At 42.7% G+C, this 13,708-nt stretch carries 16 protein-coding genes; 10 read left to right on the top strand and 6 right to left on the bottom strand.

The window, feature by feature from the left end:
* Window positions 1–168: 168 nt before the first annotated feature.
* The 3 genes from efp to VB775_RS21410 all read left to right on the top strand — a co-directional run bounded on the left by efp (window position 169) and on the right by VB775_RS21410 (window position 2,055).
* On the top strand, window positions 169–729 hold the full coding sequence (gene efp / locus VB775_RS21400; protein WP_190576698.1) for an elongation factor P: 561 nt from the start codon (window positions 169–171) through the stop codon (window positions 727–729).
* A complete protein-coding gene (accB, locus tag VB775_RS21405) occupies window positions 730–1,221 on the top strand; it encodes an acetyl-CoA carboxylase biotin carboxyl carrier protein (protein WP_281007665.1) in 492 nt (163 codons plus the stop codon).
* Window positions 1,222–1,818: 597 nt separating this feature from the next.
* Window positions 1,819–2,055, top strand: coding sequence for a hypothetical protein (locus VB775_RS21410; protein WP_281007666.1), 237 nt, complete (start codon window positions 1,819–1,821; stop codon window positions 2,053–2,055).
* A 160-nt stretch (window positions 2,056–2,215) separates the two neighbouring features.
* Here the strand turns inward: VB775_RS21410 and VB775_RS21415 are convergent, their stop codons facing one another.
* Both VB775_RS21415 and VB775_RS21420 read right to left on the bottom strand, forming a co-directional pair.
* Window positions 2,216–2,752: a cyclic nucleotide-binding domain-containing protein gene (locus tag VB775_RS21415; protein ID WP_190576418.1), complete on the bottom strand. Its 537-nt coding sequence runs from the start codon at window positions 2,750–2,752 to the stop codon at window positions 2,216–2,218.
* 225 nt (window positions 2,753–2,977) lie between these two features.
* Window positions 2,978–4,567 (bottom strand): glucose-6-phosphate isomerase, encoded by a 1,590-nt coding sequence (locus tag VB775_RS21420; RefSeq protein ID WP_281007667.1) that lies wholly within the window; start codon window positions 4,565–4,567, stop codon window positions 2,978–2,980.
* 437 nt (window positions 4,568–5,004) lie between these two features.
* Between VB775_RS21420 and hpf the strand changes: the two genes are divergently transcribed.
* From hpf to VB775_RS21440, 4 genes are all read left to right on the top strand, one after another.
* Window positions 5,005–5,580: a ribosome hibernation-promoting factor, HPF/YfiA family gene (gene hpf / locus VB775_RS21425; protein WP_281007668.1), complete on the top strand. Its 576-nt coding sequence runs from the start codon at window positions 5,005–5,007 to the stop codon at window positions 5,578–5,580.
* Between the two features lie 251 nt (window positions 5,581–5,831).
* A complete protein-coding gene (gene queF, locus VB775_RS21430) occupies window positions 5,832–6,218 on the top strand; it encodes a preQ(1) synthase (RefSeq protein WP_190576415.1) in 387 nt (128 codons plus the stop codon).
* 56 nt (window positions 6,219–6,274) lie between these two features.
* On the top strand, window positions 6,275–6,709 hold the full coding sequence (locus VB775_RS21435; RefSeq protein WP_281007669.1) for an ExbD/TolR family protein: 435 nt from the start codon (window positions 6,275–6,277) through the stop codon (window positions 6,707–6,709).
* Between the two features lie 53 nt (window positions 6,710–6,762).
* Window positions 6,763–7,905 carry an energy transducer TonB gene (locus VB775_RS21440; RefSeq protein ID WP_281007670.1) on the top strand — a complete coding sequence of 381 codons (1,143 nt, stop codon included), beginning with the start codon at window positions 6,763–6,765 and terminating at the stop codon, window positions 7,903–7,905.
* Between the two features lie 119 nt (window positions 7,906–8,024).
* On the opposite strand, the gene VB775_RS21445 is transcribed toward VB775_RS21440, so the two are convergent.
* From VB775_RS21445 to VB775_RS21460, 4 genes are all read right to left on the bottom strand, one after another.
* Window positions 8,025–9,104, bottom strand: a complete 1,080-nt coding sequence (locus VB775_RS21445) for a DUF1176 domain-containing protein (RefSeq protein WP_281007671.1) — start codon at window positions 9,102–9,104, stop codon at window positions 8,025–8,027.
* Window positions 9,105–9,416: 312 nt separating this feature from the next.
* Window positions 9,417–10,061: a C40 family peptidase gene (locus VB775_RS21450; RefSeq protein ID WP_281007672.1), complete on the bottom strand. Its 645-nt coding sequence runs from the start codon at window positions 10,059–10,061 to the stop codon at window positions 9,417–9,419.
* 2 nt (window positions 10,062–10,063) lie between these two features.
* Window positions 10,064–10,417, bottom strand: a complete 354-nt coding sequence (locus VB775_RS21455; protein WP_281007673.1) for a type II toxin-antitoxin system PemK/MazF family toxin — start codon at window positions 10,415–10,417, stop codon at window positions 10,064–10,066.
* Window positions 10,398–10,646: a hypothetical protein gene (locus tag VB775_RS21460; RefSeq protein ID WP_281007674.1), complete on the bottom strand. Its 249-nt coding sequence runs from the start codon at window positions 10,644–10,646 to the stop codon at window positions 10,398–10,400. The genes VB775_RS21455 and VB775_RS21460 overlap by 20 nt, the downstream gene beginning before the upstream one ends.
* Before the next feature lie 195 nt (window positions 10,647–10,841).
* Between VB775_RS21460 and VB775_RS21465 the strand changes: the two genes are divergently transcribed.
* The 3 genes from VB775_RS21465 to VB775_RS21475 all read left to right on the top strand — a co-directional run bounded on the left by VB775_RS21465 (window position 10,842) and on the right by VB775_RS21475 (window position 13,504).
* Window positions 10,842–11,462, top strand: a complete 621-nt coding sequence (locus tag VB775_RS21465) for an RNA polymerase sigma factor (RefSeq protein WP_407072953.1) — start codon at window positions 10,842–10,844, stop codon at window positions 11,460–11,462.
* Between the two features lie 13 nt (window positions 11,463–11,475).
* The gene (locus tag VB775_RS21470) at window positions 11,476–13,080 is read left to right on the top strand and encodes an SPOR domain-containing protein (RefSeq protein WP_281007676.1); all 1,605 of its coding nucleotides are present in this window, start codon (window positions 11,476–11,478) and stop codon (window positions 13,078–13,080) included.
* Window positions 13,081–13,153: 73 nt separating this feature from the next.
* Window positions 13,154–13,504: a hypothetical protein gene (locus VB775_RS21475; RefSeq protein ID WP_281007677.1), complete on the top strand. Its 351-nt coding sequence runs from the start codon at window positions 13,154–13,156 to the stop codon at window positions 13,502–13,504.
* The last annotated feature ends 204 nt before the right edge of the window (window positions 13,505–13,708 follow it).

Genomic DNA, 13,708 nt, shown 5'->3' on the forward strand with positions numbered 1-13,708 from the left:
AAACCGATTTATACCTATCGCCATTTTAGTTGAAACCCAAAACCCAAAAGAGAGTTGCAGCTCGGAGCGCTGCAACTCTCTTTTGGGTTTTGGTTAGGTTTAAATTTTTTTTGTCGCAAAGGTTACATCGCTAGGATAAAATTGTCACTGGCTATTACTCAATCTGCAATGATCTCTAGTAACGATTTTCGACCCGGCGTAACAATTGAACTTGATGGCGAAGTCTGGCGTGTAGTTGAATTTTTACACGTAAAGCCAGGCAAAGGTTCGGCATTTGTCCGTACCACCCTAAAAAGCGCTATGACAGGTAAAAACCTAGAAAGAACTTTCAGAGCTGGGGAAATGGTTCCTCAAGCTGTTCTTGAAAAAAGCTCTATGCAGCATACCTATAAAGACGGAGAAGATTATGTCTTTATGGATATGCAAAGCTATGAAGAAGCTAATTTGACTTCGGCTCAGATCGGTAGTCGTGTCAAGTACATCAAAGAAGGCATGGAAGTCAATGTCGTGCGCTGGGGCGATCGCGTAATCGATGTGGAGTTGCCCAATACGGTTGTACTAGAAGTAATTGAAACTGATCCCGGACTAAAGGGTGATACGGCAACGGGTGGTAGCAAAGCTGCTAAGGTGGAAACTGGCGCATCGATCAATGTTCCGCTATTTGTGAATATTGGCGATCGCATTAAGATTGATACTCGGGAAGACACGTATTTGGGGCGTGAAAATTAGGTGGAATTTAGCTTAGATCAAGTACGTGAATTAGTCACGATTCTAAATAAGACGGATATTACCGAACTGACGCTAGAATCAGGTGATGTCCGTCTGAGCATCCGTAAAAGCGAAACTAGAGTTTCGGCAATACCCGTTGCCATGCCAACATCTGCGGTCATCTCCGCCGTAAACTCGCCAGCGATCGAGCACACTGCTACAAGCCCTGTCGTGCATACCACCACAGTTGCTGACTCTCTTCCATCCAAAAAACTTGTTGAGATTACGTCACCGATGGTTGGTACGTTTTATCGTTCTCCAGGTCCTGACGAAGCTCCCTTTGTGGAGATTGGCGATACTGTCAAAAAAGGTCATACAGTTTGCATCATCGAAGCGATGAAGCTAATGAATGAGATCGAATCAGAATCTTCTGGCAAAATCGTCGAAATTTTAGTGGAAAATACTCAACCAGTTGAGTATGGTCAAGTTCTAATGCGAATCGAAGCAAATTAATCCCAAAAAAGATCTGATTTACCGAAATTATCAATCAAATTACCTTCAGGGTGCTTTTTGAAATTAATTTGCAGAACCAAAAAGATGAGTGGCAGCGCTTTGCGTTGCCACTCATCTTTTTGGTTTTATGCCTTAAGCAAAACTTATAACTGTCGCCATTCTGTTAACGCCAGTTCGATATTGCCATTTGCGTCGTGCAAAGCACGACGCAAATGGCAATATCGAACTGGCGTTAAGTTAGAAAGAGGGCTTGGAGACCAAGCCCCAATCTCAGCGTTCCACTTTTGTCGAACTGACGTTCTTGTTAGGACATCAAACCCAAATAGTGTGAGGCGGTGCGAAGCACCGCCTCACACTATTTGGGTTTTGATTTGTACTGATACAGGTGGCTATAGCTATACATTGCTATCAAATTTCAAAAAGTCTTTGAGTTTGGTTTGAAGAACAAAAAAACAGATTTATGATCTGTTTTTTCTATGCCTTCTGATATTTTTAGACCCCACTTAAGAGATATTGCGCTTAATTGTAAATAATTGTTAAGATAATTTCATCAAAAAAGTAACTTATCAAGTAACTTTCAATCTTAATGAGAGAACTATGGAAACCAAATTTGACTTTAGTGGCGATAAACTTTTTACCCCGATCGCTTTTCGTGAAGACTTTAATCAATTTGCGCGTCTAAGTGAAACCCAAGCTTGGTCAATGTTTTTTACAGCAAGTCGTGAAGATAATGCCCTCGGTTTCAGTAGAGCCGTAGGAAGATTTTGGACAGGATTATTAGTCGCGACAGTTGTGGAATCAATTCTCGGCGTTACAATTTTTCATGTATTTTAATTTACTCTCTTACTTCTTAAATCTCTATAGTCACGCTACTAAATGTTTGTAGTTACCCAAACAAATAAAGTTGCGACCCTAGGGGTCGCAACTTTATTTGTTTGGGGCGGCAATTAATTACGTTCATCTACTTATACTGCCTCAAGAAATATGGGGAAGTCTAAGAACCACGTACATTTTTGATCAACCAGTTAAACTTGGCTTCGGCTAATTCTAAGTTACTGAGCATAGACTGACCAAACCCACCTAAATGAGATTCTAAATCATCTAGATCATAGCCATATCCAAGGCGGCTCACAGTACCACGTAGGCGATCAGAAAGGCAAAGGCAGATAGCGCGATAAAGTCGTGACGAAAAATTTGTATCCTGTTGTAGTTTCGACAAAAGTTGCACTCTTGGGATTGACAGTACAATGCTTTCTTCTAGCGATCGCACACTAGCAAGGGGAGGTCGAGTGTCGATAAAAGATACTTCACCAACTATTTCTCCTTCAGAAATTCTGGCAAGCTCTTTATGATCTTGAGACTCAATCGCAACACTAAACGAACCACTCACAACAATGTACAGAGCTTCACTGATCTGACCTTCGCGAATTAATAAGCGATCGGGCGCAATTGTTTCCTTTTTGCCTTTCTGGACAAACCAGTCAAGGTCACTATTATTGAGTTCGCTAAAGAAAAGTAAAATTTTCTTCACTTTTAACCTCTGTAACTGGATAAAACGTAAGAATTCATATTCTTGCAGATTCTTTTGTACAAATAGTAAAGCTAGTTCAAAAATTTATGAAATAGTGACTTTAAGATTTCTAAATATAATACCAACGTCAAAAGTGCGATCGCACTTTAGGGGATAAAGAATCAAATCTAGTAAGGTTCTAAAAAAACAAAGCGGCTAAGCCGCTTTGTTTTTTTGTATGGAGATTTACAAGATCAACATCATTTTTAAAGTTGTTGGTTTTGATAGGTCTCCTTCAAATAGAATTTTGCAATTGGCATGAAGATGACGCGCAATGTGATATAGAGACTCAATCTCATCTAAAGCATCTATTCTGCTCGCAATTTCTTCTAGGGAGAGAGACACATCTGATGCTCTTAAAGCATCAACAAGTTTCTTTTGTAAAGCAAGTACCTTTGCTCCAGCTTTTTTGCCAGCCTCAACACCTGGTTGATGATAAGCATTGATATTCACCAACGAAGCATAAAAGCTCACAGCACGTTCATATAGCGCAATCAATGCGCCAACTGTAAGTTCAGAAACACAAGGGATCGTCACTGTAATTGAGTCCCTACCATTTTCATAGAGAGCGCTACGTGTACCTTGCAAGAACCCTAACAAATAATCGCCCGTGACAACACCTTCTTCTACTTCGGGATGAGGCTTAGCTGAGTCCTGTAAAACTTCGATGAAAGTTGCAAAAAAGTTAGGAACGCCTTCCCGCAGTTGTTGTACATAGGCATGTTGATCCGTAGATCCTTTATTACCGTAAACAGCGATACCCTGATACACCGTATTGCCATCAAGATCATTCTCTTTACCGAGAGATTCCATTACCAGTTGTTGCAGATAGCGACTAAACAACAGGAGCCGATCTTTGTAGGGCAAAACTACCATGTCTTTTTCGCCCTTACCGTTGCCCGTAAAGTACCATGACATCGCGAGAAGAGCCGCTGGGTTTTGGCGAACATCTTCAATGCGAGTGGCTGCATCCATTAAACTTGCACCGCGTAACAATTCACGAATATCAATGCCTTGCAGAGCCGCAGGCAATAAACCAACTGCCGATAGTTCTGAGGTTCGACCACCGATCCAGTCATACATGGGGAACTGATCGAGCCAACCATTAGCGATCGCGTATTTCTCCAACGCACTACCAACACCTGTAATCGCGATCGCCTGTTTCGCAAAATCTAAACCTGCTTGTTTAAAAGCAAACTCGGCTTCTTTCATGCCATTGGCGGCTTCAGGAGTACCGCCAGACTTAGAAATTACCAATACTAATGTGGTGCTGAGGCGATCGCCTAATAGGTCAAGCACTAAGTCGATCCCATCGGGATCGGAGTTGTCGATGAAACTGATTTTAAGGGGAACATCCGCCTTCGCAAAGCATTGGGCGACAAATTGGGGGCCTAATGCTGAACCACCGATACCAATTGACAGAATATCCGTAAACTTTGCAGCCTGTGGTGGGTGGATGCTGCCTTCATGAACCTTCTTGGTAAAGTCTTCGATGCGATCAAGAGTCTCAGTGATATCTTGACTTAATGCTTCTGTGGGGGCAATCTCAGGCGAGCGCAGCCAGTAATGTCCGACCATACGTTGCTCATCGGGATTGGCGATCGCACCTGACTCTAATGCTTTCATATCTGCGAAAGCTTTGACAAACTTAGGTTGTATCTCTGTCACAAAGTCTGGCGTAAACCTGATCCGACTGATATCTACGTAAAGACCTAACTCTGAATGGTAGTACAGCCAGTCTTGATAACGTTGCCACAGTTCCACAGCCGAACTCATACGAACCTCACTTTGCTCTTTGTGAATAGCTTAAATGTGCATACCTTAAGGTTTGTGCGACTTAATCAAGACTCAATTTTTTGTGGCGAAGCCACGCCACAAAAAATTGAGTCTTGATTTTACTGCGCGTCTTTAAGGAGATGCACAGTCCCAATCGTAAGTGATAAATAGCAACCTTGTTTGATGTTATTTCTACAGATTGCGATCGCCTAGGATTTTTAGATTTATTGTTTTAAGCGCTATAGGCGATAAAAACGCCAAAATCGGTTATTAAGTCTACGTTAAGAAGTGCATCAAAGTTGGTTTGCTAACACCTGCAAAGTGTTATGGTGATCTCATAGCCAAATCAGCTATTCGGCGCAGTGGGGTAATTAAAAACAAGATTGCGCGTGTCAATTTTATTAACTGATTTGGAACTCAGAAGCGAGGTCATAGAGATGAAACTTGTAATTCAAGGCAAGAATATTGAAGTCACGGAAGCCATCCGCGAATATGTTGAGCAAAAGATCGACAAAGCGGTGAGCCATTTCCAAGCATTAACCACAGAGGTAGATGTGCATCTATCTGTGGCTCGCAATCCTCGCATTGCTTCGAGCCAATCGGCTGAGGTAACTGTCTATGCAAACGGATCTGTGATCCGTGCCGAGGAAAAGAGCGAGAATTTGTATGCAAGTATCGACCTAGTTGCTGACAAAATTGCTCGTAAGTTGCGGAAATTTAAAGAACGCAAGAGCGATCGCGCTGCTGCGAAAACTAGTATCGCTGTTATTGAGCAACCACCAGTGCCTCTGCCAAACGACAATCGTGTGGTTGAGTTGCCTACTCAAGTGGTGCGAAATAAATACTTCGCTATGCCTGCTTTGTCTGTGGATGAGGCTCTGGAACGGTTGGAGTTAATTGATCATGATTTCTATGTTTTTCGCAATGCTGATACGGGGGAAATCAATGTGGTTTATGAACGTAATCATGGCGGTTATGGTGTGATCCAGCCCCATGATGTCAAGAAACATTAGCCACAGCTTGTAGGAGAGAGCGCTTTGCGCTCTTCTATCTTCTAAAAAAAGGAAGGGCGCAAAGCGCCCTTCCTTTTTTTAGGTTTAAATTTGCTACGCTATAAGGATAAGGGATGTGCAGTAAAATAAAGAGCCGATTTCTGTTGCCTCGGCAACAGAAATCGGGTTCTTTATTTAAAGCACAAAGCCCTAAAGCAAATTCTTGCTCAGTTTCATTTTTTTCATTTGTTATTTTTTATCTCAGGGCAGACATGACTGTTAAGTACGGCGAACAAGCGATCGCAGAAGCAACCCTCACTACTTTTCCGAACCCACGCATCGGCAGAGATTACAACATTCAGATTACCCTTCCTGAATTTACGAGTAAATGTCCATTCTCAGGCTATCCCGACTTTGCCACAATCTATATTTCCTATACACCTAACCTTGTGCTGGTGGAACTCAAGGCAATTAAGCTGTATATCAATAGCTACCGCGATCTCTTTATTTCCCATGAAGAGGCGGTCAATCAAATTCTGGATGATTTTGTAAAGGCTGGAGATCCCCTCAGAATTAATGTCAAAGGTGATTTTACGCCTCGTGGGAATGTGCATACAGTGGTGGAAGTAAATTATTCCAAACCTCAAGAAACCATCTAGCCCTAAGAAACAATCTAGCTTTAGATGCGTCACATTGATATGAGGGCAGTTGATTCATGAAAATTCAAAAAAAATACCAATCATCGGCTAATGCTGAAATCAATCTAACTGCTTTGTTAGATGTGGTGTTTTCAATTCTGGCGTTTTTTATCTTGTTGTCAGCCGCCTTGACTGTGCCAAGTCGGGTTGGTATTGATTTACCAATTAGCGATCGCAGCAGTCAGGGTGACACAAACGCAGGCGATCTTCAGCCAGCAGATGTTTTCATCATCACTCTTGATCCTGCAGGACAAATGTTAAAGGATGGAAAATTGATTCCACCTCAACAGTTAGCTCAGGAGATCAATGGTTTCCTAGGCTCCTCTACACGAGGTATGGTCGTACTGAGTGCCGATGATTCAACTGTCTCCTATCAAATTGTCATTAGCCGTCTGGCAGAGTTAAGGGCTATTGCGGGTAATCGAGTGGCGATCGCCACGTCCCGATCTTGATGCAAGTGCTTTGCTTAGTAAATTTATACTTACAAAATACTTAACACAAAACCATGTTGCCGACTGAACCGAAGAGTGAAATAACTGTAATTCAAACAGAGCAACCCATGTTGAACTCTAAAAATACAGTTGTGGCAAATAATCCGATGCGTCAATTTGCGAATAAAGTAGGCGGTCTAATCATGAAGTACCCATTTGGGGTACTTGTGTTGAGTTCTCTCGGCATCCATGCAGCCTTTGCCTTGGTCGCACCAAATCCACTCAAAAAACCAGAACCTCGTGAAGTTGTCGTCTCAACGCTTCCAGTAGTCAAGTTACCTCCCAAGACATTAACTACTAACTCAAAGACAAATAAATCACTCATTGATAATTTATTTGTCAAATCTGCACCCAAAACTAACTCACCCCTGAATCCATTTCCCGATATATCTAGCAGTAGCCCATTAACTACCTTAGACTTAGATAGCTTCAGTAATTTTGAGGATTTACCACCAGTTGCTGATCCGTTTTCAGTTCCTCCATTACCCGACGACATTGATAAACCACAGTTTGTAAAACCGAAAAGTCCTGTACCGACACCACCCAAAAATCCCCCTACTCAGCCGCGCTTTAACCAGTCTGAGCAGATTGATAACACTAGCCCGCCGCCTGTTAAGCAAACAGATAATATCAAGCCTGAGTATCAAAATGGTGGTCTTAAAAAGGATGTAACCTCACCTCCTGCGACAACTAAAAAATCTGCCAATGGTGAAGATGCCAATAGCACAAGAAATTTACAAGGAGCCGTAGCTGCTAACTCTTCTAATAGCGATCGCCCTGAAAAAGAAATTGGTAATATTTCGGCACTCTATACTACTGACAAGCAAATCATTGATTTATTGTCTAAAAATTTAATTAGGAATACTCAAATTGCCCCTGCGGATGCCTTGATATCTAATCCTGATCTCAATCGAGAAAAAGGTGTGACTTGGATTCCTCCAAAAGTAGCTAATACTTCTGGGAAAAGTGGCTCCGTCACATTTATGTGGCTTGTTGATCCTAGTGGTGAAGTCCAAACTAGGTTTTTAAAGTCTAGTGGGATTAAGGAGTTAGATGATATTGCTAGAGAAACGGTTAAAGACTACAAATTTAAACCAATTGAAGATCCTCAAAGTGGTAAGTATCGTCTTGTGACAGCTAAATATGATTTTCCTTAGAAGGCAGCACTTTGAGCCGTCCTCAAAAAAAAGAAAAGGTGACGCAAAGCGACACCTTCTGTAACAATAAATAGTAATGGCGGTGCGAAGCGCCGCCATTACTATTTTTCAAGCCTTGCTTAGGGATAGATAATCGGAAAATCTTGCACATAATTGCCATCACAGGCATATTTAGCACGATATTCTTGTAAAACCATGCGATCGCCTTCTAATTTATAAAGAGCCGATGAGCCACAATCACCAACCCCTCGAAACTTGGTGAAATTGGTTAAAGTCTGCGATCGCACATTAAATCTTGGCAAACCAGCGATCGAGCGATCGGTAATCCGTTTAGGCTTTTCGCCTTCTTTTGGCTCTTGGAAACTATCAAATTCGAGAGGGATCGCACGGGGGGTTGGAGACTCATCGATCCATAGAACATATTCAAAGTTACCTTGATAAGCAGCTAGGAAACACTGAATTTGGACTAAATACTTTTTATCAGAGATTTTGAATGCCTTTGAACCCATGCCATTTTTTCCATCTTCGGCACGGAAGTTATCCTTGCAAACCCCCAAACTTTCACGGTTTTGGAGTACATATTGCAACGGATCAGAAGGGGGATTTGTTGCCGAAGAGTTAGATTTGTTAGATCTTGTAAGATATCGTAGTAACTTTTCTTCTGTTAATTTTTGATTCGGAAAAGTCACCCGTAATACAGGTTCAGGATTTTGAGTGGTAGGTGATTCGAGAGTATATATATATCCTTCATTGTTAAACTCGATTGCCCCATCTTTTTGAGGATTATAATTGGTTGCTTCTAAGTCCAAACCACCGCTACCATCTTTATTGCGGCTGATGTAATAGCGTGGGCGATTAGGTTCCTTAGAGTCGGCACAAATATAAACGCGATAATTGGAGGTTTCTCCGTAGGCATAAATCACTCTTGTTTTGCCACAGATGATATCGCCTTCAAGTTCTTTGATGTCGCCAATGCCGATCGCTTTTGTGGAGGCTTTTGAGGAGGCAGCAACAGGCTTTTGGGGATTCGCATCAGGAGATGGAGTCACTGTTTTAGAAGTGTTTGTTGTGGTGATTGTGGTTGTGGACTGCGAACTATTGGGGGATGGGGCTAATGAGTTTGGGGTTTCCTGATTGGTACATCCCAAAAATATCAGACTAACCATTGCTGCCGTTAAGCCAAGTCGATTTTGCAACATGAATCCTTCTCCTGATAATTGCTCTCTAGTATAGCGATCGCTACTTTACAGCGCTTTGCGCTGACATAAACCCCAGAAATATTTTTGAAAGCGGTGCAAAGCGACGCTTTCAAAAATACTTCTGTAATACATAAAGCTTCAATAAACTGTATCGCGATTTTGATGTAGATAAGATAAAAAACGCAAACCCTGACTATGATTGTTTTTTCATTTTGCAAAGCCCTACGGTTTAAGACATAAAACCTTATAGAGAGTTCCGATCATTTTTGTAATGAATTGCCGCACTCCGTGAGGCAATTCATTACTTCTTTTCTATGCAATTCTAGCTGTCCCACGTAATTGCTTGGCATACCATTGGGAAACTGGATCTAATCCTGCTAGTTGACTAATCTCAATTCCATTATGTCCATGCTCTTTTCCTGAACTATGAATATATTCATCATTACCGATATAGATACCAACATGAGTTGCCTTTGTCGGATTCCCGAAAAAGATTAAATCACCGATTTGCATTTCCTCTAAAGTTACTGCTTCTGCAAATGCTTCTTGTTGATAAGCATCACGCGGAATCGAAATACCAACCGAAGCAAAAGCTGCTTGCATCAATCCTGAACAATCATAATTGGGGGCAACTGTCCCACCCCACAAATACTCATTGGGTGTTGCCATTGCTTGTCGGATAAAAGTGATGACATCGGGAAGGCGATCGCGTATTTCGCTAGCACTTAAAGCGGGCGGTAAATTATCGATAAAACTTTGGCGATCGCTTAGTTCTAACTTCTCAACATCTTGACGATCAAGTAAGCCCGTATAGTTATCTTCTAGTAATTGAATTTTTAGAAAACTTGGCTCAGATGATAGTACTTCTAGATATCTACCCTTTGCCATCTGCGTCGCAAGGCGATCGAGTTGGGGTGAATCATAAATATTAATATCAGCCAAACTGCGATAAATCATAACTAGATCCCAAGGGTATGTCTCAAAGCTTGATCAATTTCAGTCGTTGGCAGTGAGCCGATTACATTGTGAATTGCGGAAGTCGTGATCGTTGTCAGGTTATCGGTCATTACCACTGAGTCAGTGAGCAAACCTGATTGTTTTCCTGCGATCGTGTTCAACATTACCAAGACTCGACTAGGATGAATACTCCTGATCATCCGACTCGTAATCATCGCCACCACTATTTGTGGCAGTCCTGTTTGCAAGTTATCAGCTTGGACAATTATTGCTGGTCTTGTTTTAGCTGTAGTCAAATTTGAGTTGGGGAAAACTACAAGAACAACATCTCCACGTTTAATGTTTTTTGGCGGCATCGTAATTATCGTAAATACTCATTTCGGGGCTATCCCACTCTTCAGCAAAAGTAAATAAACTAGCTCTTAATATCTGTGCGTCGGCTCTATTAATGCCAAGGGATTCTAAATTAATCTCATCTGACTTTAGAAATGTAACGATAACTTTTGTGCCTTCGGGTATGCCTGTGGGTAGATCGGTGATCTTGATCTGTCCATTACGGTAGAGACCTTCAAAACTGGTGAGCATAGCGAACTATTCCATGATTTTGGAGCGACGTTATCTCTTAAGATACCAAAAAGAGAGGCGGCGCTTCGCGCCGCCTCTCTTTTTGGTATCTTAAAACAATTAGTACGAACTACGGGTTGCATTATCATACTTTGCTGCTAGTATGTGTGCATCAAAATTGAAAACTTATAAAGTGAGCTAGCAATAGCCGTGACCGTGCAGCTTCCCCCCCTTCCCGAAATTCATCACCCTAAGATTCAGGCGCTTTTCCAGAAGAGCGATCGCGAACTCGTGACGCTATTTCAAAGACATCCTGAAGAGGGTCAATATTTTGCAGCGATTTTTTGTCGCTATGGACAGGTGCTATATACCTTAATCGGTACAGCAACGCGATCTCCAGTGCAGTCAGACTACTTATTTGTAAAGACTTGGGAATATATCTACCACGAGATGCGAGTGCTAGACTTGCGGGCTAACAAACCGCATCTATCTTTGCAAAGTTGGCTGATTAATATTGCCGCGATGATGATCAATCGTGCCGAAGTCCCACCCGTTGAAGACATTCAATATTCTCTCAAAGATACACCGCCCGTATTTTGGTGCTACCTTAATCAAGCGTTAAATCAAATGGCTGGTAACCTACGTCTGATACTATTGTTGTCTCAAACTTTTCAATGGAGCCATACGCGCATCGCAGCTTACTTACATGCTGAAGGCGAAAACATCTCTGCTAGTGATGTTAAGCAGCTTCTAGTCAAGGCTTATCACGCCTTAGAAGAGGCCCTTCCCGAAGATATCCGAGACATTTACCTAGCTCAAAACGCTGTTACTGCCTGAGGTAAAGATTATTATGCAAACATTGAGTCCCACCATCTCTCCAACGATTTCTAAAACAAGCAACCAAAGAGTCACTAATTCAGAGACTGATCTTTTGCCTGCGATCGCTCAGTCTTCAGGCTTGCAAACAGCGTTGGCTGGTTTGGATGCGAGCCTCAATGATGAGCTAGATCGTTATCGCCATTGGCAAGCCAATGGTCAGACTATTTCCTACCTCAATCCCTTTAGACCCCGTGCTGTCTCGACTCAATCGATTTGGACTTCACCAAGTTTATCCGATGCACTCTCCCCGATCGCTCCAATTGTTGATCCAACGACTAATGGCGATCGACGGACGATCCAAATGCCTGTAATGCCACCTATAGGCTCAGGAGCATCTACAAATTCATCAATCAATATATCTACTGCTGAGTTACATAACTTCCAAGGGCTAGAAGCTCTCCAGAGTCTTGAGAATTTGTATGATGCTGGTGTAGAGCCAGATTTACCCTATGCTCAAGACATGAATGGCTATGGTGAAGCCACGAGCGGTAGTCTGAATTCGCCGACAATGGCAAAAATACCTACCCCTGACGATGATGACATTCTCCAAAGTTTTGCCAATGATTATGCAGATCACTATCAGGAATCCGTTGATCAAGAGTCTGCTTATCCGATTCCTAATGCACCACCTGAAAAGAGTGCCTTACGCAGTTTAATGAATCCCGTGGGGATTATTTCACTGTTGTTATTGCTCTGCTCTAGTGCCGCGATCGGCTATCTGATGGTTGACCCATCGGGTGTAATGAAGATTTTTAAACCTGAAACAAAACCAAAAGCAGCTCAAACCGATGGCAAAAATGCAGATTTAGGCAGCGATATTAACTTGCAAAATCAGCAGAAAGCCAATGATACAGGCATATCTTTTGTCCCTTTTGCTGGCGATAAGCCTGAATTAGCTAGCAAAGCCCCAGCCAATCCTGCGATCGCTCCCAAAAATCCCTTAGCTAACCCATCAACGAAGCCATCAAGTTTGTTCGCTCCAAATAGTGCCTTTGTGCCAACTACACCCTTGCGAACCGTGCCGTCAACTTCGTTACCGCCCATTTCCGTTGCGCCACTACCACCCGCATTAGCTCCAGCACCCGTAGAACGTAGCTATACTCCACCTGTAAGTAGAAGGAATTACGAATCGGCTCCTGCTCCTGCAAGATCCTCTAGAGCGCCTGCTCCACGACCTGCGACTAGTAGGGCTACTCCTGCTCCTGCTCCTGCTCCTAGTACAGCTAGAGCAACTTCTCCAACATCTGCCACAGCACCTACCCCAACATCCGTAAGTCGTGCTAACACAAATTCTGTCGCGCCCACGACTGTGTATGTTACCCCACGCCCAAATACTGCGGTCAAGTATGCTGCTCCCATATCATCGGCTCCAGCCCCCGCAGTTTCCGCACCAGTTAGTAGCTATCGTGTAGTTGTGGAAAATAGCTATGCAGCTAGCGCTCAGCAAATTGAACGGGATGCTTATGTGCGCCCTAGTGACGGACGAGTGCAGATTGGCTCTTATCGAGATCCTAATGCGGCTCAGCAACGGATTGAGCAGTTGCGTCGTCAAGGTATTCCAGCCAGAATTGAATAAGAATTGATAGATGGTGTAGCCGAATATCTGCGCCGTCTATCAAGGAGAAGTTACTAGCGAAACGCAAAAATATATGCACTTTTTTTTCGATGCGATCGCCTGTGGTTTGTTGGCAGCCTTAACTTGGATAGGGCTGGTCTGGATGTCGCCTAATCGCCCAATTGAGTCTGGAAAAGCTTGGGTGCAGGGGGGGGGACTGGTAGCGATCGCCAATATTTTTGTGTGGATTGCACTGGTAGGCTTAAACTTGCGATGGGTTCCCCTATGGGCAATTTGCTTTTTAATAATTAATACGGCGATCGCCAGTTTAGTATTTCCGCTTTGTGAAGGGATTAAAATTCCGCGTATTTGGGCTGTGGTAATTCATCCTCTAGTGATCGCGGGGATGGGGGTTTTGCTAGGTGGTGCAGTAGGTTTTTTATAGTTGTCTTGTCCCGCTTGTCATAAAAACAAAGAAGAGAATGGCTGCTTCGCGCCGCCATTCTCTTCTTTGTAAGACAGCTCTTAGTACAGGACAAAAAGTTGCAAAAGTAGACAGGAAGGGGTTTTATAAAAGATAACCACATCACAAATAAAACCCCTATGAAAGAGATTAGCGTATTTTGCGAAAAGTTACATGAACATCTGC

It is taken from the genome of Pseudanabaena sp. CCNP1317, from assembly GCF_034931345.1.
GTDB lineage: Bacteria > Cyanobacteriota > Cyanobacteriia > Pseudanabaenales > Pseudanabaenaceae > Pseudanabaena > Pseudanabaena galeata.

Coding starts and splice junctions, on each gene's coding strand:
- efp (WP_190576698.1), top strand. CDS start 169: ATGATCTCTAGTAACGATTTTCGACCCGGCGTAACAATTGAACTTGAT.
- VB775_RS21410 (WP_281007666.1), top strand. CDS start 1,819: ATGGAAACCAAATTTGACTTTAGTGGCGATAAACTTTTTACCCCGATC.
- VB775_RS21420 (WP_281007667.1), bottom strand. CDS start 4,567: ATGAGTTCGGCTGTGGAACTGTGGCAACGTTATCAAGACTGGCTGTAC.
- hpf (WP_281007668.1), top strand. CDS start 5,005: ATGAAACTTGTAATTCAAGGCAAGAATATTGAAGTCACGGAAGCCATC.
- queF (WP_190576415.1), top strand. CDS start 5,832: ATGACTGTTAAGTACGGCGAACAAGCGATCGCAGAAGCAACCCTCACT.
- VB775_RS21435 (WP_281007669.1), top strand. CDS start 6,275: ATGAAAATTCAAAAAAAATACCAATCATCGGCTAATGCTGAAATCAAT.
- VB775_RS21440 (WP_281007670.1), top strand. CDS start 6,763: ATGTTGCCGACTGAACCGAAGAGTGAAATAACTGTAATTCAAACAGAG.
- VB775_RS21445 (WP_281007671.1), bottom strand. CDS start 9,104: ATGTTGCAAAATCGACTTGGCTTAACGGCAGCAATGGTTAGTCTGATA.
- VB775_RS21450 (WP_281007672.1), bottom strand. CDS start 10,061: ATGATTTATCGCAGTTTGGCTGATATTAATATTTATGATTCACCCCAA.
- VB775_RS21455 (WP_281007673.1), bottom strand. CDS start 10,417: ATGCCGCCAAAAAACATTAAACGTGGAGATGTTGTTCTTGTAGTTTTC.
- VB775_RS21460 (WP_281007674.1), bottom strand. CDS start 10,646: ATGCTCACCAGTTTTGAAGGTCTCTACCGTAATGGACAGATCAAGATC.
- VB775_RS21470 (WP_281007676.1), top strand. CDS start 11,476: ATGCAAACATTGAGTCCCACCATCTCTCCAACGATTTCTAAAACAAGC.
- VB775_RS21475 (WP_281007677.1), top strand. CDS start 13,154: ATGCACTTTTTTTTCGATGCGATCGCCTGTGGTTTGTTGGCAGCCTTA.